The organism is Phreatobacter oligotrophus, assembly GCF_003046185.1.
Lineage (GTDB): Bacteria > Pseudomonadota > Alphaproteobacteria > Rhizobiales > Phreatobacteraceae > Phreatobacter > Phreatobacter oligotrophus.
The window spans coordinates 288,133-309,320 of sequence record NZ_PZZL01000002.1 but is presented as its reverse complement, the minus strand read 5'-3'; the positions used below and the strand labels follow the sequence as shown (position 1 = coordinate 309,320).

18 protein-coding genes and 1 pseudogene are annotated in these 21,188 nt (G+C 68.6%); 5 read left to right on the top strand and 14 right to left on the bottom strand.

From position 1 onward, the window contains the following. Positions 1 to 19: 19 nt before the first annotated feature. The 10 genes and pseudogenes from C8P69_RS05435 to zapE all read right to left on the bottom strand — a co-directional run bounded on the left by C8P69_RS05435 (position 20) and on the right by zapE (position 13,594). Positions 20 to 766 carry an SDR family oxidoreductase gene (locus tag C8P69_RS05435; protein ID WP_108174844.1) on the bottom strand — a complete coding sequence of 249 codons (747 nt, stop codon included), beginning with the start codon at positions 764 to 766 and terminating at the stop codon, positions 20 to 22. Positions 767 to 832: 66 nt separating this feature from the next. Beyond that, positions 833 to 2,068, bottom strand: coding sequence for a 2-oxoglutarate dehydrogenase complex dihydrolipoyllysine-residue succinyltransferase (odhB, locus tag C8P69_RS05430; RefSeq protein WP_108174843.1), 1,236 nt, complete (start codon positions 2,066 to 2,068; stop codon positions 833 to 835). Positions 2,069 to 2,141: 73 nt separating this feature from the next. After that, on the bottom strand, positions 2,142 to 5,102 hold the full coding sequence (locus C8P69_RS05425) for a 2-oxoglutarate dehydrogenase E1 component (protein ID WP_108175543.1): 2,961 nt from the start codon (positions 5,100 to 5,102) through the stop codon (positions 2,142 to 2,144). Between the two features lie 127 nt (positions 5,103 to 5,229). Further along, entirely contained in the window at positions 5,230 to 6,117 is an 888-nt protein-coding gene (gene sucD, locus C8P69_RS05420) for a succinate--CoA ligase subunit alpha (RefSeq protein WP_108174842.1), read from the bottom strand. An 856-nt stretch (positions 6,118 to 6,973) separates the two neighbouring features. Further along, positions 6,974 to 8,164: pseudogene (sucC, locus tag C8P69_RS24070) on the bottom strand (ADP-forming succinate--CoA ligase subunit beta); the annotation flags it as partial. 104 nt (positions 8,165 to 8,268) lie between these two features. Next, on the bottom strand, positions 8,269 to 9,234 hold the full coding sequence (gene mdh / locus C8P69_RS05410; RefSeq protein ID WP_108174841.1) for a malate dehydrogenase: 966 nt from the start codon (positions 9,232 to 9,234) through the stop codon (positions 8,269 to 8,271). A 393-nt stretch (positions 9,235 to 9,627) separates the two neighbouring features. Then, on the bottom strand, positions 9,628 to 10,344 hold the full coding sequence (locus tag C8P69_RS05405) for a carbonic anhydrase (protein ID WP_108174840.1): 717 nt from the start codon (positions 10,342 to 10,344) through the stop codon (positions 9,628 to 9,630). Between the two features lie 88 nt (positions 10,345 to 10,432). Beyond that, on the bottom strand, positions 10,433 to 11,071 hold the full coding sequence (locus tag C8P69_RS05400) for a TetR/AcrR family transcriptional regulator (protein WP_245901879.1): 639 nt from the start codon (positions 11,069 to 11,071) through the stop codon (positions 10,433 to 10,435). Between the two features lie 69 nt (positions 11,072 to 11,140). Next, positions 11,141 to 12,409 (bottom strand): NRAMP family divalent metal transporter, encoded by a 1,269-nt coding sequence (locus tag C8P69_RS05395; RefSeq protein WP_108174839.1) that lies wholly within the window; start codon positions 12,407 to 12,409, stop codon positions 11,141 to 11,143. Positions 12,410 to 12,418: 9 nt separating this feature from the next. Continuing rightward, complete coding sequence (zapE, locus tag C8P69_RS05390; RefSeq protein ID WP_108174838.1) at positions 12,419 to 13,594, bottom strand: cell division protein ZapE; 1,176 nt, start codon at positions 13,592 to 13,594, stop codon at positions 12,419 to 12,421. Positions 13,595 to 13,791: 197 nt separating this feature from the next. Here zapE and sdhC point away from each other — a divergent pair, with 197 nt between their 5' ends. From sdhC to sdhA, 3 genes are read left to right on the top strand one after another with little or no spacing between them, the layout of a single operon-like run. Beyond that, positions 13,792 to 14,199: a succinate dehydrogenase, cytochrome b556 subunit gene (gene sdhC, locus C8P69_RS05385; RefSeq protein WP_108174837.1), complete on the top strand. Its 408-nt coding sequence runs from the start codon at positions 13,792 to 13,794 to the stop codon at positions 14,197 to 14,199. 14 nt (positions 14,200 to 14,213) lie between these two features. Further along, complete coding sequence (sdhD, locus tag C8P69_RS05380) at positions 14,214 to 14,609, top strand: succinate dehydrogenase, hydrophobic membrane anchor protein (protein ID WP_170118126.1); 396 nt, start codon at positions 14,214 to 14,216, stop codon at positions 14,607 to 14,609. A gap of 32 nt (positions 14,610 to 14,641) precedes the next feature. Further along, positions 14,642 to 16,462, top strand: coding sequence for a succinate dehydrogenase flavoprotein subunit (sdhA, locus tag C8P69_RS05375; RefSeq protein WP_108174836.1), 1,821 nt, complete (start codon positions 14,642 to 14,644; stop codon positions 16,460 to 16,462). A gap of 87 nt (positions 16,463 to 16,549) precedes the next feature. Here the strand turns inward: sdhA and C8P69_RS05370 are convergent, their stop codons facing one another. Next, the gene (locus tag C8P69_RS05370) at positions 16,550 to 17,314 is read right to left on the bottom strand and encodes a glycosyltransferase family 25 protein (RefSeq protein ID WP_108174835.1); all 765 of its coding nucleotides are present in this window, start codon (positions 17,312 to 17,314) and stop codon (positions 16,550 to 16,552) included. Between the two features lie 176 nt (positions 17,315 to 17,490). On the opposite strand from C8P69_RS05370, the gene C8P69_RS05365 reads away from it, so the two are divergent. Then, a complete protein-coding gene (locus tag C8P69_RS05365) occupies positions 17,491 to 18,315 on the top strand; it encodes an FkbM family methyltransferase (protein ID WP_108174834.1) in 825 nt (274 codons plus the stop codon). 60 nt (positions 18,316 to 18,375) lie between these two features. Next, entirely contained in the window at positions 18,376 to 18,936 is a 561-nt protein-coding gene (locus C8P69_RS05360) for a hypothetical protein (RefSeq protein ID WP_108174833.1), read from the top strand. A 7-nt stretch (positions 18,937 to 18,943) separates the two neighbouring features. Here the strand turns inward: C8P69_RS05360 and C8P69_RS05355 are convergent, their stop codons facing one another. The 3 genes from C8P69_RS05355 to C8P69_RS05345 all read right to left on the bottom strand — a co-directional run bounded on the left by C8P69_RS05355 (position 18,944) and on the right by C8P69_RS05345 (position 21,118). Further along, entirely contained in the window at positions 18,944 to 19,909 is a 966-nt protein-coding gene (locus tag C8P69_RS05355) for a tyrosine-type recombinase/integrase (protein ID WP_108174832.1), read from the bottom strand. A 353-nt stretch (positions 19,910 to 20,262) separates the two neighbouring features. Beyond that, positions 20,263 to 20,748 (bottom strand): bacterioferritin, encoded by a 486-nt coding sequence (bfr, locus tag C8P69_RS05350; protein ID WP_108174831.1) that lies wholly within the window; start codon positions 20,746 to 20,748, stop codon positions 20,263 to 20,265. A gap of 118 nt (positions 20,749 to 20,866) precedes the next feature. Next, positions 20,867 to 21,118, bottom strand: a complete 252-nt coding sequence (locus tag C8P69_RS05345) for a (2Fe-2S)-binding protein (RefSeq protein WP_245901877.1) — start codon at positions 21,116 to 21,118, stop codon at positions 20,867 to 20,869. Positions 21,119 to 21,188: the final 70 nt, after the last annotated feature.

Genomic DNA, 21,188 nt, shown 5'->3' with positions numbered 1-21,188 from the left:
AGGGGGAGGGGCCGGCGCGTCAGCGCCCGCCTGATATGGTGATGAAGGTACCGGTGCAGTAGGAGGCTTCCTCCGAGAGGAGCCAGAGCGCGGCGGTCGCGATCTCGTGCGGCTCGCCGATCCGCTGCATCGGGATGGTGGGACGGATGCGCTCGACGCGGCCGGGATCGCCGCTCGCCTCGTGAATGTCGGTGGTGATCATGCCGGGGCGCACCGCGTTGACGCGGATGCCCTCGGTCGCGACCTCCTTGGCCAGCCCGACGGTGAAGCTGTCTACCGCGCCCTTGGAGGCGGCATAGTCGACATATTCGTTGGGGCTGCCGAGCACGGCGGCGACCGACGAGATGTTCACGATCGCGCCGCCCTTGCCGCCATGCTTGGTCGACATGCGCTTCACCGCCTCGCGCGAGCACAGGATGGTGCCGACCACGTTGATGTTGAGAAGGCGGTGGAGGCGGTCGGCCGTGTAGGTCTCGACGCGGCCGGAGAGCGAGACCACGCCGGCATTGTTGATGAGGCCGACGAGGGGGCCAAGGCGGTCGGCGGCGGCGAAGAGGCCGAGAATGTCGGCCTCCTCGGCGATGTCGCCCTTCACCGCGATGGCCTGGGCGCCGCGGGCATTGATCCCGGCGACGACCTCCTGCGCGGCGGCTGCATTGGCGGTGTAGTTGACCACCACGTCGTAGCCGCGCTCGGCGGCGAGCAGGGCGCAGGCGCGCCCGATGCCGCGGCTCGAGCCGGTGACGATGACGACGCCCTTCGACATGCGCTTCTCCCGCCGCGGCGGCCGCCGGCGACCGGCGGCCCGAATAGCCTCAGAGCGTCACGGACCTCAGAGGTCCATGACCAGGCGGGCCGGATCCTCGAGGCTCTCCTTGACGCGCACCAGGAAGGTCACGGCTTCCTTGCCGTCGACGATCCGGTGGTCGTAGGAGAGCGCCAGATACATCATCGGGCGGATCTCGATCTTGCCGCCGATGACCATCGGGCGGTCCTGGATCTTGTGCATGCCGAGGATGCCAGACTGCGGCGCGTTGAGGATCGGCGTCGACATCAGCGAGCCGTAGACGCCACCGTTCGAGATGGTGAAGGTGCCGCCCTGCATCTCCTCGATGGAGAGCTTGCCGTCGCGGGCGCGCTTGCCGAAATCGGCGATGGTCTTCTCGATCTCGGCGATGCCCATGCGGTCCGCGTCACGCACCACCGGCACGACGAGGCCCTTGTCCGTGCCGACGGCGACGCCGACATGGCAGAAGTTCTTGTAGATGAGGTCGGTGCCGTCGATCTCGGCATTGACCGCCGGGATGTCCTTCAGCGCCTGGACGCAGGCCCGCACGAAGAAGCCCATGAAGCCGAGCTTCACGCCGTGCTTCTTCTCGAAGATGTCCTTGTACTGGTTGCGCAGCGTCATGACCGCGGTCATGTCGACCTCGTTGAAGGTCGTCAGCATGGCGGCGGTGTTCTGCGCCTCCTTGAGGCGGCGGGCGATGGTCTGGCGCAGCTTGGTCATGCGCACGCGCTCCTCGCGCGCCGCATCCACCGGCTGGGAGGCCGGGCGCGGGGCGGCGACGACCGGGGCGGGCGCCGGGGCGCTCACGCCGGTGGCGACGGCGGCGAGCATGTCGCCCTTGGTCACGCGGCCATCCTTGCCGGTGCCGGCGACGGCAGCCGGATTGACGCCGGTCTCGGCAGCGATGCGGGCGACTGCCGGGCCATTGTCGGCGGACGCCGCCTTGGCCGGAGCGGCAGCGGCCGGCGCCGGAGCCGGGGCCGGGGCCGGGGCCGCAGCCTTGGGCGCCTCGGACTTGGCCGGGGCAGCAGCGGCGGCGCCGCCTTCGGTGATCTGGCCGAGCAGGGCGGCGACGCCCACCGTCGTGCCGGAATCGGCGATGATCTCAGCGAGCGTGCCGGAGGCGGGCGCGTTGACCTCGAGCGTGACCTTGTCGGTCTCCAGCTCCACCAGCGGCTCGTCCTGCTTCACCGCCTCGCCGGGCTTCTTGAACCACTTGGCGACGGTCGCCTCGGAAACGGATTCGCCGAGCGTCGGAACGCGGATTTCGGTGGCCATGATGTCAGTCCCTTGCGGGCCTCTCGTCTCTTGAAAGCGGATGGAGAACCGGCCCGCGGCGCGGGCCGGCCCGTCATGCGAAGGCTTCGTCCAGGAAGGCCTGGAGCTGGGCGTTGTGGCGCGACAGGAGGCCCGTCGCGGTGGCGGCGGAAGCCGGGCGGCCGACATAGCGGGCGCGCTTCGACTTCGAGCCGGCCGTCGTCAGGACCCATTCGAGATAGGGCTCGACGAAGGACCAGCCGCCCATGTTCTTGGGCTCTTCCTGGCACCAGACGACCTCGGCGTTCTTGAAGCGGCCGATCTCGCCCGCCAGCGCCTTCAGCGGGAAGGGATAGAGCTGCTCGACGCGCATGATGTAGACGTCGTCGATGCCGCGCTTGATGCGGTCCTCGTAGAGGTCATAGTAGACCTTGCCGGAGCAGACGATGACCCGGCGGATCTTCTTGTCCTCCACCAGCTTCGTCTCCTGACCCGGGAGCACCTGCGCATCGTCCCACAGAACGCGGTGGAACGAGGTGCCGGTGACCAGCTCGTCGAGCCGCGACACGGCGCGCTTGTGGCGCAGCAGCGACTTCGGCGTCATCAGGATCAGCGGCTTGCGGATCTCGCGCTTCAGCTGCCGGCGCAGGATGTGGAAGTAGTTCGCCGGCGTGGTGCAGTTCGCCACCTGCATGTTGTCCTCGGCGCACATCTGCAGGAACCGCTCGAGGCGGGCCGAGGAGTGCTCCGGACCCTGGCCCTCGTAGCCATGCGGCAGCAGGCAGACGAGGCCCGACAGGCGCAGCCACTTGCGCTCGGCCGAGGAGATGAACTGGTCGAACACCACCTGCGCGCCGTTGGCGAAGTCGCCGAACTGGCCTTCCCACAGCGTCAGCGCATTCGGCTCCGCCAGCGAATAGCCATACTCGTAGCCGAGGACAGCCTCCTCCGAGAGCATCGAGTTGATGACCTCGTACTTGGCCTGCCCCTCGGAGACGTTGTTCAGCGGCGTGTAGCGCGCCTCGGTCTCCTGGTCGATCAGCACGGAATGGCGCTGGGAGAAGGTGCCGCGCTCGCAGTCCTGGCCGGACAGGCGGACGCGGTGGCCTTCCTCGACGAGCGAGCCGAAGGCGAGCGCCTCGGCCATGGCCCAGTCGATCCCCTCGCCGGTCTCGATCATCTTGCGACGGTTGTCGAGGAAGCGCTGGATCGTGCGGTGAACGTTGAAGCCCTGCGGCACGCTGGCAATGGCCTGGCCGATGCGGGCAAGCCGCTCCTTCTCGACACCCGAGGCGCCGCGGCGCGGATCATCGTCCGACGACAGGCCGCCCGAGAGGCCGGCCCACTTGCCGTCGAGCCAGTCGGCCTTGTTCGGCTTGTAGGCCTGGCCGGCTTCCATTTCCGCGTCGAGACGCTGGCGCCAGTCGCCCTTCATCTTCTCGACCTCGCCCTCGGTGACGACGCCCTCGGCCACGAGCTTGGCCGAGTACTTGTCGAGGGTGGTCTTGAGGCCGCGGATCTTCTTGTACATGAGCGGCTGGGTGAAGGCCGGCTCGTCGCCCTCGTTGTGACCGAAGCGGCGGTAGCACCACATGTCGATCACGACGGGCTTCTGGAACTTCTGGCGGAACTCGGTCGCGACCTTGGCCGCGAAGACCACCGCCTCCGGATCATCGCCGTTCACGTGGAAGATCGGGGCTTCCACCATCTTCGCCACGTCCGACGGATAGGGCGAGGAGCGCGAGTAGCGCGGATAGGTGGTGAAGCCGATCTGGTTGTTGATGATGAAGTGGATCGAGCCACCGGTGCGGTGACCCTTCAGGCCCGACAGGCCGAAGCACTCGGCCACGACGCCCTGGCCAGCGAAGGCCGCATCGCCATGGATGAGCAGCGGCAGGACGGCCGTGCGGTCCTCGGGCGGACAGCCATGCTGGTCCTGCTTGGCGCGCACCTTGCCGAGCACCACGGGATTGACGATCTCGAGGTGCGACGGGTTCGGGGTGAGCGAGAGGTGCACCTTATTGCCGTCGAACTCGCGGTCCGACGAGGCGCCGAGGTGGTACTTCACGTCGCCCGAGCCTTCCACGTCGTCGGGGGCGAAGGAGCCGCCCTTGAACTCGTGGAACAGCGCGCGGTGCGGCTTGCCCATGACCTGGGTGAGGGTGTTGAGGCGGCCGCGATGGGCCATGCCGAGCACGATCTCGCGGACGCCGAGCTGGCCGCCGCGCTTGATGATCTGCTCCAGCGCCGGGATCATGCTTTCGCCGCCGTCGAGGCCGAAGCGCTTGGTGCCGGTGTAGCGCAGGTCGAGGAACTTCTCGAAGCCCTCGGCCTCCACCAGCTTCTGCAGGATGGCGCGCTTGCCCTCCTTGGTGAAGGCGATTTCCTTGTCCGGACCCTCGATGCGCTCCTGGATCCACGCCTTCTGGGCGGGATCGGTGATGTGCATGAACTCGACGCCGATGGTCTGGCAGTAGGTGCGCTCGAGGATGGCGACCATCTCGCGCAGCGTCGCGAATTCGAGGCCGAGCACCTTGTCGATGAAGATCTTGCGGTCGTAGTCGGCCTCGGTGAAGCCGTAGGAGCGCGGATCGAGCTCCTCGTGGGTCTTCGGCGGATCGAGGCCGATCGGGTCGAGATTGGCGTGCAGGTGGCCGCGCATGCGGTAGGCGCGGATGAGCATCAGCGCGCGGACGGAATCGCGCGTGGCCTGCTGCACCTGCTCGGCGGTGATCTCGGCGCCCTTGGCCTTGTCGGCGGCCTTGGCCTTCAGCTTGTCGCCGATGGCCTTCTCGACCTGCGCCCAGTTGCCGTCCATGGCGGAGATGAGCTCGCCATTGGCGGCGATCGGCCAGTTCGGCTTCGACCAGGACGGGCCCTCCGCGTTCTTCACAACGTCCTTGCGGTCGTCGCCGAGCGAGGAGAAGAAAGCCTGCCATTGCGCGTCAACGGAGGCCGGATCGGCCTCGTAACGGGCGTAGAGGTCCTCGATATAGGCGGCGTTGCCGCCATAGAGGAAGGACGTGAGCGCGATGGTCTCGTCTTGGCGTGCCATGGTCGGTTCCTGCAGCTTCGGGATCGCCGATGCGATCCGGGTCCGCGCTGTCATGCGGGGCGTCACTGGACGCCGGGTCGGTGGCGGAAATCGGCCCTGATCGGGCCGATTTCCGGAATCGGTCGGATCAACGCTTCTTGAGAACGTCGACCAGCGTCTTGCCGAGGCGGGCCGGCGACGGCGACACGCGGATGCCCGCGGCCTCCATGGCGGCGATCTTGTCCTCGGCGCCGCCCTTGCCGCCCGAGATGATCGCGCCGGCATGGCCCATGCGGCGGCCCGGAGGCGCCGTGCGGCCGGCGATGAAGCCGACCATCGGCTTCTTCCGGCCGCGCTTGGCCTCGTCCTTGATGAACTGGGCAGCCTCTTCCTCGGCCGAGCCGCCGATCTCGCCGATCATGATGATCGACTCGGTCTTCGGGTCGGCGAGGAACATCTCCAGCATGTCGATGTACTCGGTGCCCTTGACCGGGTCGCCGCCGATGCCGACGGCGGTCGTCTGGCCGAGGCCCTCCTGCGAGGTCTGGAACACCGCTTCATAGGTCAGCGTGCCGGAGCGCGAGACGATGCCGACATTGCCCTTCTTGAAGATGTTGGCCGGCATGATGCCGATCTTGCTCTCGCCGGCGGTCACCACGCCCGGGCAGTTCGGGCCGATGAGGCGCGACTTCGAGCCCTCGAGCGAGCGCTTCACGCGGATCATGTCCTGCACCGGGATGCCCTCGGTGATGCAGACGATGAGCGGGATCTCAGCGTCGATGGCCTCGCAGATGGCGTCGGCCGCGCCCGGCGGGGGAACGTAGATGACCGAAGCGTCGGCGCCGGTCTTCTCGCGGGCCTCGGCGACGGTGTCGAAGACCGGCAGGCCCAGGTGGGTCGAACCGCCCTTGCCGGGCGACGTGCCGCCGACGACCTTCGTCCCGTAGGCCAGTGCCTGCTCGGAATGGAAGGTGCCGTTCTTGCCGGTGAAGCCCTGGGTGATGACCTTGGTCTTCTTGGTGATCAGAATGGACATTCAAAGCTCCTGTGCGGACCGGGCGGTCGGCGGGCGGTGAGGGCCGTCAGCCTGCGGTCCGCGGATGACGATCCGGCGACGGCGAGGGTCCGTGGTGGACCGGACGTCGAGGCCGGGATGGCGGAGGCGGGATCGCGCCGGGCGCGGGCGCCGCCTCCGGATATCCTGCAAATGCGGCGCGCCGGCCGGAGACCGGCACGCCTTCAGCGCGTCACTTCTTGCCCTTGCCCTTGGCCGGAGCCTTGGCAGCGGCGGGCTTGGCAGCAGCCTTGGCCGGAGCCTTCGCGGCAGCCTTCGCAGGCGCGGCAGCCTTGGCGGGAGCGGCGGCCTTCGGAGCCTCGGCCTTCTTGGCCGCGGCGGGAGCAGCGGCAGCCGGCTTGGCAGCGGCCTTCGCAGGCGCCTTGGCCGGAGCCTTCGCCGGAGCCTTGGCAGCGCCCTTGGCAGCCTTGGCCGGAGCCTTTGCGGCCGGAGCGGCGGCCTTGGCAGGGGCCGCAGCCTTGGCCGGGGCCTTGGCGGCAGCGGCCTTGGCGGGGGCCTTCGCAGCAGCCTTGGCGGGGGCCTTCGCGGCAGCCTTGGCGGGGGCCTTCGCGGCAGCCTTGGCGGGAGCGGCGGCCTTCGGAGCCTCGGCCTTCTTGGCCGGAGCGGCCGGCTTGGCAGCGGCCTTCGCCGGAGCCTTCGCGGCAGCCTTGGCCGGGGCCTTGGCAGCGGGAGCCTTCGCAGCCGGGGCCTTGGACGAGGTCTTGGAACCCGTCGACTTGGCGGCAGCCTTGGAGGCCGGCTTCTTCTCGGCCTTCTTGGCCTCGGGCTTCTTGGTCTCAGGCTTCTTGGCCGGGGCCTTCGGAGCCGGGGCCTTGCCGCCCTTCACCGCGTTGACGATCTTCTGCGCGGCATCGTCGAGGTCATCCGCCGGGATGACGTTGAGGCCGGACTCGCGGATGATCTTCTTGCCTTCCTCGACATTGGTGCCCTCGAGGCGCACCACGAGAGGAACCTTGAGGCCGACGGTCTTCACCGCCGCGAGCACGCCGCGGGCGATGACGTCGCACTTCATGATGCCGCCGAAGATGTTGACGAGGATACCCTTCACCTTCGGGTCGGCGGTGATGATCTTGAAGGCCGCGGTGACCTTCTCCTCCGAGGCGCCGCCGCCGACGTCCAGGAAGTTGGCCGGGCTCTCGCCGTAGAGCTGGATGATGTCCAGCGTCGCCATGGCAAGGCCGGCGCCGTTGACCATGCAGCCGATCGTGCCGTCGAGGGCGATGTAGGCGAGGTCGTACTTGGACGCCTCGATCTCCTTCTCGTCCTCCTCGGTGATGTCGCGCAGCGACACCACGTCGGGATGGCGGTAGAGGGCGTTGGAGTCGAACGACACCTTGGCGTCGAGCACCTTCAGCTGGCCCTGCTTGGTGACGATGAGCGGGTTGATCTCCAGCATCGCCATGTCCTTGGCGACGAACGCCTTGTACAGGATGCCGGCGACCACCTCGGCCTGCTTGGCGAGGTCACCGGTGAGGCCCAGTGTCTTGGCGATCGTGCGGGCATGATGAGGCATGAAACCCGTGGCCGGATCGACGGAGAAGGTCTTGATCTTCTCGGGCGTGTCGTGGGCGACGGCCTCGATGTCCATGCCGCCCTCGGTGGAGACGACATAGGCGACGCGGCCGGTCTCGCGGTCGACCAGCATCGAGAGGTAGAACTCCTTCTCGATGTCCGAGCCGTCCTCGATGTAGAGGCGGTTCACCTGCTTGCCGGTCGGGCCGGTCTGCACGGTGACGAGGGTGTTGCCGAGCATCTGCTTGGCGAAGGCCTCGACCTCCTCGATCGACTTGGCAAGGCGGACGCCGCCCTTCTCGCCAGCCGCCTTCTCCTTGAACTTGCCCTTGCCGCGGCCACCCGCGTGGATCTGCGACTTCACCACCCAGAGGGGGCCGCCGAGCTTCTTCGCCGCGGCCTTGGCCTCCGACGCCTTGAAGATGGCGACGCCGTTGGAGACGGGCGCGCCGAACTCTTTCAACAGGGCTTTCGCCTGGTATTCGTGGATGTTCATCTGAGACCCTCTGTCTGGCGGGCGGGGCCGCTCTCTCGGGTTGTTGGGATGCTGCAGCGGGCGGGCGCGGGCGCCCGCCGCCGGGTCACTCCACTGAACGCGACTTACTTCGCGAGCTCGGGGGCGATGGTCTTGCAGGCGTCGACGAGGCCCTTCACCGAGGCGACGGACTTCGCGAACATCTCCTGCTCGCCCTTGTCGAGCTCGAACTCCACGATCTTCTCAACACCACCGGCGCCGATGAGCACCGGGACGCCCACATACATGTCCTTCACGCCGTACTGGCCGGTCAGGTAGGCCGCCGAGGGAAGGACGCGCTTCTTGTCCTTCAGGTAGCTCTCGGCCATGGCGATGGCGGAGGCGGCCGGCGCGTAGAAGGCCGAGCCGTTGCCGAGCAGGCCGACGATCTCGCCGCCGCCCTTGCGGGTGCGCTCGACGATGGCGTCCAGCTTCTCCTGGGTGAGCCAGCCCGACTTGACGAGCTGCGTCAGCGGCACGCCGCCGACCGTCGAGTGGCGCACCATCGGCACCATGTCGTCGCCGTGGCCGCCGAGCGTCCAGGCATGGATGTCCTCGATCGAGACGCCGGTGGCCTCGGCCAGGAACAGCTCGAAGCGCGAGGAGTCGAGCACGCCGGCCATGCCGACGACCTTGTTGGCGGGCAGGCCCGAGAACTTCTGCAGCGCCCAGACCATGGCGTCGAGCGGGTTGGTGATGCAGACGACGAAGGCGTTGGGGGCGTACTTCTTGATGCCCGCGCCGACCTGCTCCATCACCTTCAGGTTGATGCCGAGGAGGTCGTCGCGGCTCATGCCGGGCTTGCGCGGCACGCCGGCGGTGACGATGCAGACGTCGGCGCCCTCGATGGCCTCGTAGGAGCCGGTGCCGCTCATCTTGGCGTCGAAGCCCTCGACAGCCGAGGCCTGCGCGATGTCGAGGGCCTTGCCCTTCGCGGTGCCCTCGGCGATGTCGAACATCACGATGTCGCCGAGCTCCTTGAGGCCGGCCAGGAGGGCGAGGGTGCCGCCGATCTGGCCGGAGCCGATCATCGCGAGTTTCTTGCGCGCCATGGGGAAGGTCTTTCGCTGAACGAGTTGCGGGAGCGGTATCACCGCTTGCCTCACCCTCTAATCCAGAATTTCCCGGGTCTTTCAAGCCATGCTTTGCTCCGAAGTTACCCCAATGCAGTGAGTCGCGCATCCCCATGCGGCGCCGGGCGCCGGGCGCCGGAAATGCAAGTCATTGCAGGGGGTTGAGGGGAATGGCGACGTTGCGCCGCAGCATGGCCGAGGGGCCGTCCGGACCGGCGTCGGGACGGTTCGGTAACAGTTCGTCAAGGGAATCGGCGATCGGCGCAGATTACAAATTTCATTTTCTGTAATCTGTATCTCGCAGTGCACCCGGTCCCCGCCACCCGCCCTGGCCTGTCGGGCTCGACCGATCAGGCCAGGGTCGTCCCGGCCTCAGGCGAAGATGTCGACCGCGCCGGTCGCAAGGTCGTAGCGGCCGCCGACGATCTTGACGGTCCCGGACTTCACCGCCTCGGCAATGATCGGACCCGCCGACTTCAGCTTGGCCACCGTGCGGCGCACGTTCTCGCGCACCGCATTGTCGATGAAATCGCCGTCCTTGCCGCGCGCCGCGATGGCCGCAGGCACGATCGGCTCGATCATCGGTCCGATGGCGCCGGGGAAGGTGGCGTTCTTGGCAACCACGTCGCAGGCGGCGGCCACCGCGCCGCAGCTCGAATGGCCAAGCACCAGGATCAGCGGCGACTTCAGCACCGCCGCGCCATATTCGAGGGTGCCCATGGCGGCGGTGTCGACGGTGTTGCCGGCATTGCGGACGACGAAGAGCTCGCCGAGCGTCAGCCCGCCGAAGATGAGCTCGGGCGGCACGCGGCTGTCGGCACAGCTGACCAGCGTCGCCCAGGGCGCCTGGCCGCTGGCCGTGTCGTTGCGCCGGCGCGCCATGTCGGCGACGCAGGATTGGGCATCGGTGACGTAGCGCCGGTTGCCGGCCTTCAGCTTTTCCAGCGCCTGGTCGGGGGTGAGGCCGGAGCCCGGGCCATCGGCGGCGAAGGAGGGGCCGGAGCCCCCAAAGGCAGTCGCGGCAACTGCGAGGCCGGCCGCACCCAGGAAGGCCCTGCGGCCGAGCCGCACATCACAGGTCATGCACATCGCGGTTTCCCCCACTCCGGCAGGTTGCGTGAGGAGGCCATGGCCGGGGAGCGACGGGAATACGCGCAAACGCTGAGGTATGGCGATTTTACACGCCGCCGGAGATGAGTGTGCGGATGATGACGCGGGCGAGCAGGCCCGCCCGCTGCTCGACCTGCTGGCGCGGCAGGTCGCGCATCTCCGTCACCAGCGCCGGATGGACGAAGCGCTGCATGGCGTCGGAGACGAAGGCGACGGCGCGCTCCTCGTCCTTGACCCGGAAGGGACCCGGCTCGAGGCCCTCGTCGACAATGGCGGCGAGGAAGCCTCGCAGGCGCGCGCGATGCGCCATGATCGTGTCCCGCCGCGCCTCCCACAGGCTCGCGAAGGTCGCATAGATGATCGGGTCGCGGTCGAGGCCGTCACGCTGGGCCCGCGCCCAGGCGGTGAGGAAGCGCTCCAGCTTGTCATCGGCCGGATCGGGAGCGCTGGCGATGTCGGCGAGGATCATCTCGACGCTGCGCGCCCAGGCCACCACCACCGCCTCGATCAGGCCGGCCTTGGAAGGGAAGAAGCGATAGACATTGGCGTGGCTCATGCCGGCCTCGCGCGCGACCGACACGACGGTCACCCGCTCCGCCCCGAAACGGCGGATATGGTCGGCGGCGATGGCGAGGAGGCGCGCCTCGACACGGTCCTCGCTGATGGGAGCGACGAAGGCGGCCGGGCGGTTCGGGCGGCGGGACACAGGCGGGAGCGCTTTCAAGGGCGAGACGGGTGGGGCGATTGGGCGCCATCGCGCCCCGCGATGCAACGGCTAGAGCAGCAGGAAGCCAAGCGAGGCGGCCGCCATCACCGCCGTCGCCAGCCAGCCGCCGACGATGAGCAGCGGCGGCAGGGTCAAGCGGCCCATGACCCGCGGATTCATGGCGATGACCATGGTCACGGCCATGACCGGGGCGGCGAGCAGGCCGTTCAGCACCGCGCTCCAGTAGAGGGCGCGGATCGGGTCGAGCCCGACCACGTTGACGACGATCCCCGCCAGGGTCGCCAGCGCAATGGTGCCATAGAAGAGCTTGGCCTCGGCGGGCGGCCGGTCGAGGCCGGTGCGCCAGGCGAAGAGCTCGCTCACCGCATAGGCGACCGATCCGGCGAGGACCGGCACGGCGAGCAGGCCCGTGGCGATGATGCCGATGGCGAAGAGCGCGAAGGCGAAGGGCCCGGCCACCGGCCGCAGAGCCTCGGCGGCCTGGGCGGCCGTGTCGATCTGCGTCACCCCCGCGCTATGAAGGGTTGCCGCCGTCGCCAGGATGATGAAGAGCGCGATGAGGTTGGAGACGCCCATGCCGACCAGCGTGTCGTCGCGGATACGGGCGAGTTCCGGCCCGGCCGTGGCCGGCGTGAGGCAGAGCGCCTTGACGTGCCGGCGCCTAAGCTCCTCGGTCTCCTGGGCCGCCTGCCAGAAGAAGAGGTAGGGGCTGATGGTCGTGCCCAGCACGGCGACCAGCGCCACCATGGTCGACCGGTCGAAGCTCATCTGCGGCACGACAATAGCCTTCAGCGCCTCGCCCCAGGGCACGCCGACCGACAGGACCACCGCCACATAGGCGAAGAGCGACAGCGTCGCCCATTTGAGCAGGCGGGCATACCGCGAATAGCTGATGAAGATCTCGGCCAGCGCGCAGGCGATGCCGAACAGCACGGTGTAGAGGAGCCCCTGGCCGCCGATCAGCAGTTCGACGGCCGCGGCCATGGCGCCGAGGTCGGCCCCGAGGTTGAAGATATTGGCGATGGCCAGCAGCAACACCACGACGGCCAGGAGGGGCCGCGGATAGTGTCGCCTCAGATTCGCGGCGATCCCCCGCCCCGTGACGCAGCCGATCCGCGCCGCCACCGCCTGGATCGCCGCCATGAGCGGGAAGGAGAACAGCATCGTCCAGGACAGCGCATAGCCGAACTGGGCGCCGACCTGGCTGTAGGTGGCAATGCCGCTCGGATCATCGTCCGCCGCACCGGTCACCAGCCCCGGACCCAGCCGCCCGAGCAGGTGCGGGGTCGTCCTGACGTCGTCGGCATCGTCGACCATGGGCTGCCCTCAGGTCTCGACGATACCACCTGTGTCGGCGGAAGGCTGCGACCTTCTCGCATGGGGCAGCGAGAGATATTCGTCCGAGCGCATCTCGATGAGTCGCGAGGCCGTTCGGTGGAACTCGAACTCCTCCGTCCCCGTTTCCGACAGGTAGAGCCGCGTCGGCTCGTCGCCGGCGCTCGCCACCAGCTTGACCTGGTTGTCGTAGAGCGCGTCGATGAGATTGATGAAGCGCTTGGCCTCGTTGCGCTTCTCCAGTCCCTTCATCACCGGGATGCGATCGATCAGCACCGTGTGGAAGGCATGGGCGATGGCGAGATAGTCCGACGCGCCGAGCGGCTTCTCGCACAGGTCCGCGAAGGAGAAGCGGGCTGTGCCATGGGCCTGGAGCGGCACGGCGACGCTGCGGCCCTTGACCTGCAGGGTCGCCGGCGTGCCCTCGGCCCCGCCCGCCAGCCGCGACCAGGCCGTGTCCATGGCGGCGTCGCTCTGCGGCCCGAGCGGCGTCAGCCAGACCGGCTGCCCCGACAGCTTCTCCATGCGGAAGTCGGTCCGCGATTCGAGCTTCACCACCTCCATCCGCTGCTGCATTAGCGCGATGAAGGGCAGGAAGAGCGCCCGGTTGAGGCCGTCGCGGTAGAGAAGGTCCGGCACGACGTTGGAGGTCGCGACCACCACCACGCCCTCCTCGAACAGCTTGCCGAAGAGCCGGCCGAGAATCATCGCGTCGGCGATGTCGGTGACCGAGAACTCGTCGAAACAGAGCAGCCAGGCCTCCTCGGCGAGATCGGCGGCCACCGGCGCGATCGGGTCATCGCCCTTGACCTCGCCCGCCTTCAGCTTCTGCCGGTAGGCGTGGATGCGCTCGTGGACGTCGGCCATGAATTCGTGGAAATGCGCCCGGCGCTTGCGGCGCACCGGGCTGGTGGCCATGAACAGGTCCATCAGCATGGTCTTGCCGCGCCCGACATCGCCCCAGATGTAGAGGCCGCGCACCGGCTCCTGCTTCTGCCCCCGCGAGAACAGCCAGGCGAGGGCCGAGCTCTTGCGGCGGGCGAGGCGATAGCTCGCCAGGCTCTCGTTGAGGGATGACAGGCGCCGCGCCACCGCCGCCTGGGCAGGGTCGAACGAGATCTCGCCGGAATCGACGAGCGCCTGGTAGCGGGACAGCGTGTCGGGCATGACGCACCGCCATAATGGCCCATTTCGCCCCGGACAAGCGTTGAGAAGGGGCCGAGGTCATGCGGAACTGCGGGTCTCGTCCCTCCTTTGTCTCATTCCAGACTCGTTGCGTCGGCGCGCCCCGTCCCTTAAACAGGCGCTGGATTTCCGGTGGGCACCGCAACATGGACCGCCGCCGGTTGCGAGGAATGCCCCAGATGGCCGATTCAAAGCCTGTGATTGAGCGTCCGCTCTCACCGCACCTGCAGATCTATCGCCCGATGCTGACGATGATGATGTCGATCGTGCATCGCGTCACCGGCGCCGCCCTGTTCTTCGGGACCCTGCTGCTCGCCTGGTGGCTGATCGCGGTCGCCTCCGGCCCGTCCAGCTACGCCACCTTCCAGTGGTTCGCCGGCTCGATCATCGGCCGCATCATCCTCTTCGGTTACACCTGGGCGCTGTTCCACCACATGCTCGGCGGCATCCGTCACTTCATCTGGGATACCGGCCGCGGCTTTGGCGTGAACGAGCGCGAGTGGCTCGCCCGCGCGACGCTGATCGGTTCGATCGCGCTCACGCTGGTGACCTGGATCATCGCCTACGCCGTTCGCGGCGGCGTCTGAGAAGGAGCGGAACCATGGGTCAGTCCCAGTCCTCGATGCGCACCCCGCTCGGCCGCGTCCGCGGCCTCGGCTCCGCCAAGTCCGGCACGGAGCATTTCTGGCTGCAGCGCCTCACCGCGGTCGCCAACCTGCCGCTGTCGCTCTTCGTCATCGGCCTGATCATCTCCACCGCCGGCTCGAACTTCGCCGCCGTCAAGGCGACGCTCGGCTCGCCGCTCGTCGCCATTCCGCTGCTGCTCTTCGTCATTTCGGCGGCCTGGCACATGCGGATCGGCATGCAGGTCATCATCGAGGATTACGTGCCGGCCGAGGGCCCGAAGGTGGCGCTGCTGCTGGCCAACACCTTCTTCACCTTCGCGGTCGGCATCGGCTGCGTCTTTGCGATCCTGAAGATTTCTTTCGGCGTATAACCGTCGAAACCGCGCATCACGGGAGCCCTCCGATGGCTGAAGCCGCCGCACCCGCCGCCAATGGCCGTGCCTACGAGATCACCGACCACACCTACGACGTCGTCATCGTCGGCGCCGGCGGCGCCGGTCTGCGCGCCGTCGTCGGCTGCGCCCAAGCGGGCTTGAAGACGGCCTGCATCTCCAAGGTCTTCCCGACCCGCTCGCACACCGTTGCTGCCCAGGGCGGCGTCGCCGCCTCGCTCGGCAATATGGGCGAGGACAACTGGCAGTGGCACATGTACGACACCGTCAAGGGGTCGGACTGGCTCGGCGACCAGGACGCGATCGAGTATCTCGTCCGCAATGCGCCGGCTGCCGTCTACGAGCTCGAGCACTGGGGCGTGCCCTTCTCGCGCACCGAGAGCGGCAAGATCTACCAGCGCCCCTTCGGCGGCATGACCACGCATTTCGGCAAGGGCACCGCCCAGCGCACCTGCGCCGCGGCTGACCGCACCGGCCACGCCATGCTGCACACGCTCTATGGCCAGGCGCTGAAGAACAATGCCGAGTTCTTCATCGAGTATTTCGCCATCGACCTGATGATGAGCGAGAGCGGCCGCTGCCTCGGCGTCGTCGCTCTGAAGATGGATGACGGCACGATCCACCGCTTCCGCGGCCGCCAGACCATTCTCGCCACCGGCGGCTATGGTCGCGCCTATTTCTCGGCGACATCCGCCCACACCTGCACCGGCGACGGCAACGCCATGGTGCTGCGCGCCGGCCTGCCGCTGCAGGACATGGAGTTCGTGCAGTTCCACCCGACCGGCATCTACGGCTCGGGCTGCCTCATCACCGAGGGCTCGCGCGGCGAGGGCGGCTACCTCACCAATTCCGAGGGTGAGCGCTTCATGGAGCGCTATGCGCCCTCGGCCAAGGACCTCGCCTCGCGCGACGTCGTCTCGCGCTCGATGACCGTCGAGATCCGCGAGGGCCGCGGCGTCGGCAAGAACAAGGACCACATCTACCTGCACCTCGACCATCTCGACCCGAAGATCCTCCACGAGCGCCTGCCGGGCATCTCCGAGAGCGCCAAGATCTTCGCGGGCGTGGACGTCACCAAGGAGCCGATCCCGGTCATCCCGACGGTGCACTACAACATGGGCGGCATCCCCACGAACTTCCACGGCGAGGTGCTGACCAAGAAGAACGGCGATCCCGATTCGGTGGTCCCGGGCCTCATGGCCATCGGCGAGGCGGCCTGCGTCTCGGTCCACGGCGCCAACCGCCTCGGCTCCAACTCGCTGATCGACCTCGTGGTCTTCGGCCGCGCCGCCGGCCTGCGCGCCGCCGAGACGGTGACCCCGGGCGAGAAGCACGAGGACCTGCCGGCCAACGCCTCCGACCTGGCGCTGTCCCGCCTCGACGCCATGCGTCACGCCTCCGGCTCGACCGCGACAGCCGAGCTGCGCTCGCGCATGCAGAAGGTCATGCAGTCGAACTGCGCCGTCTTCCGCACCGGCGAGGTGCTGGAAGAGGGCCGCAAGCTCATCGCCGAGGTCTGGCAGGGCTCGACCGACATCCGCACCACCGATCGCTCGCTGGTGTGGAACTCGGACCTCATCGAGACGCTGGAGTTCGACAACCTCATCGCCCAGGCGGTGGTCACCATGGAATCGGCGGCGAACCGCACCGAGAGCCGTGGCGCCCATGCCCGCGAGGACTTCCCGGATCGCAATGACCGCGACTGGATGAAGCACACGCTGGCCTTCGCCGACGACGCGAAGAAGCAGGTGACCCTCGACGACCGTCCGGTCCACACCTACACGATGACCAACGAGATCCAGTACATCGAGCCCAAGGCCCGCGTGTACTGAGCAAGACATGGGAGCAGTGCGCTCCAAAAGGACTGCTGAGGGGGAGGTCGACCCGTGGTCGGCCTCCTCTTTCGTTTGCCGGGCCCGTCAGGCCTCCAGCGGCTTGCGAGGTGCAGCGGCGGGCTCCGTTCCACCTGTTTCTTCGCGCGCCGCCTGCAAGGCGAGCTGGGTCTGGTAGACAGGCCGCACCAGCGTCCGCCGCACCTTCTCGCCGAAGCCCAGCTTGCGGCTGATCGTCGATCCTCCGAGGCCGATGCCGCCATTGGCGACGCCGGGCTCGCCGAGATGGTGGATCGGCACGCCCGTGCGCCAGGTCATCTGGATGAAGCTGTCGACCGGTCGGTCGAAGCGCTCGCTGGCGCGCAGCAGCGCCCGGGCGGCCTCCGCCTTCACCACCTGCCCGACCATCTCGACCTGCGGCAGCCGGCGGCGGTCGAGGAAGGGCGCACCCGGCTCCGGGCGACCGTGGCTGTGCAACTGCACGAAGGACCAGCCGGTCTCGGTCCCCGCCAGCCGCGCGAGGCTCTCGGCGAACGGTGCTCGCAGCACCGCGTCATCCTCGAGGATCACGCCCTGCTCCGCGCCGCTGTCGACCAGGGCCTGCCAGGCGAGGCGGTGGCTGAGGAAACAGGCGATCTCGGCGTCCGTCGCGGCGAAGGGGTAGCGGGGGCGGTGCAGGTCGGCGACGTACTGGCTCCGCTGCGCGGTCGACAGGGCCGCGCCATCCACCGCATCGAGGACCACGGTCGCCACCGGCATGCGCTCGGCGAGCCGCAGCGCATGGGCGCGGCGGGCCCTGAGGCGCGGCAGCGAGATGATGAAGGCGCGCGTGGTCTGCATCCAATCGGCCATGGTGGACTGAACTCCTCGAACGTGGAGGATCCTCCATGCCGGCCCTGTGGATCGGGAGTTGGGCCGTTCCGTGAACGGCGGAGCGGGGATTGCGGCGATGGTGTTTCGCTTGGTTTCGGCGATTGCTAAAGGGAGACGCCGTCGGCGCGCGCCGGCCGCATCGGAGCGCCACCCGCTTGATCACCGATACCCCGCCTTTCGGGACCCATGCCCCGACGACGGCCCAGCGGCTCGTCATCGAGGCCTGCCTGTCCGGCCCCTTGAGCCCCATCCTGCGGCGTGGCGCCTTCCGCCGGCCGCTGGCCCGGCTCGTCTCGGCGCTGCGTCCCGGCCCGGTGGACGTCGCCCGCGGCGCCCTGCGCTACCGGCTCGATCCTCGCGACAATGCCGCCGAGGTCGGCCTGCTGCTCGATCCGCTCTACCAGCAGGTGAGCCTCGATTTCGTCCGCACGCACCTGCCGCCGGGCGGCGTCTTCATCGATTGCGGCGCCAATGTCGGCCAGTACACGCTGGTGGGCGCCGAGGCGGTCGGCCCGGCTGGCCGTGTCGTCGCCGTGGAGGCGACGGCCAACCCGATGCGGCGCCTGCGCGCCAATGCCGAACTCTCGGGCCTTTCCGATCGCATCACCTTCGCTCAATGCGCGGTGGGTGACCGCGATGGCGAACTGCGTTTCGCGGTGAACGCCGCCGACACGGCCCTCTCCCGCGCCGATGCGGCCGGGGACCTGGTCGTGCCGATGAAGGCGCTGACCACCATCGTCTCCGAGGCCGGGCTCGACCGCATCGACGTCCTCAAGATCGATGTCGAGGGCATGGAGGACCGCGTCCTCTCCGCCTTTTTCGACACCGCGCCCGAGGGGCTCTGGCCGCGCTCCATCTGCATGGAGGACGAGCTCGCCTCGGACTGGCAGGGCGATGTCAGGCCGCGCCTCGCCGCCCTCGGCTACGAGACCCTGTCGCGCCGCTCGCGAGGAAACGCGTTTCTCGTCCGCACGGCATGAAGCGGTGACGGCATTTCGCCACGATCCGCCGGCACTGTCGCCGTGTCACGGGAGATCCGCGTGAAGCCCGCCGCCTACCGCCTGCTGCGTCCGCTCATCGTCCTCGCCGCCATCGTCATCCTGGTGGAGAACTGGCTGTGGGAGCGCATCGGCCCGCTCATCGGCCGGATCGTCGCGCTCCTGCCCTTCGCGGCGCTGAAGCAGGCGATCCACGACGGCATCGAGCGGTTGCCGCCCTATGCGACCCTGGCGGTCTTCGCCATTCCGGCCGCGCTGCTCTTCCCCTTCAAGCTGGCGGCGCTTGCTCTGCTTGCCTCCGGCCATCTGGTCCTCGGCGGCCTCGTCCTCGTCCTTGCCAAGGTGGTGGGCGTCGGCGTCACGGCTTTCCTGTTCGACACCTGCAAGCCGAAGCTGATGCAGATCCCGCTTTTCGTGCGTCTCTATGCGACGTGGAACCGCTGGCTGGCCTGGGCCCATGGCCTGGTCGACCCGGTGAAGCGGCGGATCCGCGCCCATCTGCGCATTATCCGGGGCGGCCGCGCCAACCGCGCGCTGAAACTGCTGCGCCGCTTCCGCCGGGTCCGTCAGGAGCGCGCCCTGCTCCTCGCCCGCAAGGCCTGAGCGTCACTTACGCGCGCGGATGCGCGCTCTCGTAAATCCTGAGCAGCGCCGCCGTATCCACCTCGGTGTAGATCTGCGTCGTCGACAGCGAGGCGTGGCCGAGCAGTTCCTGGATGGAGCGTAGGTCGCCGCCGCGCCCCAGCAGGTGCGTCGCGAAGGAATGGCGCAGCGCGTGCGGCGTCGCCGTCTCGGGCAGGCCCAGCGCGCCACGCAAGTGCGCCATGGCGAGCTGGATGATGCGCGGCGACAGCGGCCCGCCCTTCACCCCGACGAAGAGCGGATCGTCCGGCCCGAGCGTCCAGGGGCAGAGGCCGCGATAGCGGTCGATCTCGGCGACCACCCTCGCGATGACTGGGACCTGGCGGGTCTTGCCGCCCTTGCCGAGCACGGTGATCTGGCCGTCGCCACCCGGCCGCGGCGCGTCCTTCTGGCTGAGGCCCAGTGCCTCGGAAATGCGCAGGCCCGAGCCGTAGAGCAGGGCGAGCACGGCGGTGTCGCGGGCCAGCACCCAGGCCGGCTGGTCCTCGTGCTCGCGGATCTCGGCCGAGGCGACGGCACGGGCCGCGGCAACGGCGAGGGGGCGCGGCAGGCGCCGCCCCGTCTTCGGCGTGCGCACGGCGGCGAAGGCGGCCATCCGGCCGCGGCCCTCGCGTTCGAGAAAGCGGGCGAAGGAGCGGACCGCCGCCAGCGCCCGCGCAATGGAACGGGAATCAAGCCCGTCGGCGCGGCGCCTCGCCATGAAGGCGCGCAGGTCGCGCGGTTGAAGGCTTTCCAGCGCACCGAGGGTCACGGCCCCGCCGAGATGCTCGGCGAGAAAGGCGATGAAGCCCCGGGCATCGCGGCCATAGGCCTCGAGCGTTTTCGGCGACAGGCCGCGCTCGGCGGCGAGGTGCTGCAGCCACTGGCCGAGCGCCGTGGCGGTGTCGCCGGCGGCGCCGGGAATGGCGAGGGAAAGCGGGGAGGGGGCGGCCATGGGGGTAAGAGTGCCATGGCGCGGGTTCATGGGCGGTGAACGGGGGCCAGGCCATCGGACAACGAGCGGCCTTGCCGGTCCCTCATCCCGTCATCCCCGGCCGAGCGAAGTGAGGGGACGGGGATCCAGGGGCCGAGGGACCGCCCTCGCCGAACCGGTCTACCCACTCCGCAGACTGGAAGGGCTGGATAGCCTCTGCCCCTGGACCCCCTTCCCTCGGCCTTCGGCCTCGCCGGGGGTGACGGGTGAGGGGGCGGAACACGCGCGGGATGTTCATCGCGGATGCCCGCCACAAGGGCGGGCATGACGCGACGATGGTCGTGTCAGTCCTGATCCGGCGGCAGCCCGTCGCCTCAGTGATCCCCGCCGACCGGGCCCATGTGCTTCTGGATGTAGAGCTGGACGCCGATGGTCTTGATGATCTCGAGCTGCGTCTCGAGGAAGTCGATATGGCCTTCCTCGTCGGTCATCAGCTCGATGAACAGGTCGCGCGAGGGGTAGTCCTTCACCGTCTCGCAATAGGACGCGGCCTCCTGGTAGAGGGCGCGGGCGCCGATCTCGGCGTTGAGGTCGCACTGGATGACCTCGCCGACATCCTGGCCGATCTGCAGCGGATCGAGCACCTGCAGGTTCGGATGGCCCTCGAGGAACAGGATCCGGTCGATGAACTTGTCGGCATGGACCATCTCCTCGATCGATTCCTTGCGCCAGTACTTGGCGAGGTCGAGGAAGCCCCAATTGTGCAGCATCCGGTAGTGCAGCCAGTACTGGCTGACCGCGGTCAGCTCGCTGCGAAGGCCCTTGTTGAGATATTCGATGACCTTCTTGTCGCCCTTCATGGTCCTGCTCCGGCTGTGCAACGTCGTGCGGTCGCACCCAACGCGCCGCAGTCTAGCACCGTTCCAGAAGCATGTGACAAGCCGGTGGACACCCGCCGCACCGCGGCCTGGCGTCGCCTCACTCGGCGGCGATCATCAGCGCAGGCGCGGCCTCGTCATGGCCGGCGCAATCGCCCACCGGGCAGGTGCCGCAACCGCCGACGCCGGCCTCGCGCAGGATGGCGCGGATGGTGCGGGCGCAGCGCCCGCATTCCGGGCTGCAGCCGAGGCAGGTATAGACCTCGCCGACCGCGCGCGGGCAGTCCGGGCCGTCGCCGAGGCAGGCGCGGATGTCGCGGTCACTGAGCACGTTGCAGTGGCAGACGATCAAAGGCGAACTCCGGCGCAGCCCGCAAAGTTGACTGCGACAGTCAGCTATTTACTCCGGCCAACCGCTGGCT

Excerpts from the sequence above, each read along its gene's own strand:
- C8P69_RS05435 (WP_108174844.1), bottom strand. The coding sequence starts at position 766 with ATGTCGAAGGGCGTCGTCATCGTCACCGGCTCGAGCCGCGGCATCGGG.
- odhB (WP_108174843.1), bottom strand. The coding sequence starts at position 2,068 with ATGGCCACCGAAATCCGCGTTCCGACGCTCGGCGAATCCGTTTCCGAG.
- C8P69_RS05425 (WP_108175543.1), bottom strand. The coding sequence starts at position 5,102 with ATGGCACGCCAAGACGAGACCATCGCGCTCACGTCCTTCCTCTATGGC.
- sucD (WP_108174842.1), bottom strand. The coding sequence starts at position 6,117 with ATGTCCATTCTGATCACCAAGAAGACCAAGGTCATCACCCAGGGCTTC.
- mdh (WP_108174841.1), bottom strand. The coding sequence starts at position 9,234 with ATGGCGCGCAAGAAACTCGCGATGATCGGCTCCGGCCAGATCGGCGGC.
- C8P69_RS05405 (WP_108174840.1), bottom strand. The coding sequence starts at position 10,344 with ATGTGCATGACCTGTGATGTGCGGCTCGGCCGCAGGGCCTTCCTGGGT.
- C8P69_RS05395 (WP_108174839.1), bottom strand. The coding sequence starts at position 12,409 with ATGGTCGACGATGCCGACGACGTCAGGACGACCCCGCACCTGCTCGGG.
- zapE (WP_108174838.1), bottom strand. The coding sequence starts at position 13,594 with ATGCCCGACACGCTGTCCCGCTACCAGGCGCTCGTCGATTCCGGCGAG.
- sdhC (WP_108174837.1), top strand. The coding sequence starts at position 13,792 with ATGGCCGATTCAAAGCCTGTGATTGAGCGTCCGCTCTCACCGCACCTG.
- sdhD (WP_170118126.1), top strand. The coding sequence starts at position 14,214 with ATGGGTCAGTCCCAGTCCTCGATGCGCACCCCGCTCGGCCGCGTCCGC.
- sdhA (WP_108174836.1), top strand. The coding sequence starts at position 14,642 with ATGGCTGAAGCCGCCGCACCCGCCGCCAATGGCCGTGCCTACGAGATC.
- C8P69_RS05370 (WP_108174835.1), bottom strand. The coding sequence starts at position 17,314 with ATGGCCGATTGGATGCAGACCACGCGCGCCTTCATCATCTCGCTGCCG.
- C8P69_RS05355 (WP_108174832.1), bottom strand. The coding sequence starts at position 19,909 with ATGGCCGCCCCCTCCCCGCTTTCCCTCGCCATTCCCGGCGCCGCCGGC.
- bfr (WP_108174831.1), bottom strand. The coding sequence starts at position 20,748 with ATGAAGGGCGACAAGAAGGTCATCGAATATCTCAACAAGGGCCTTCGC.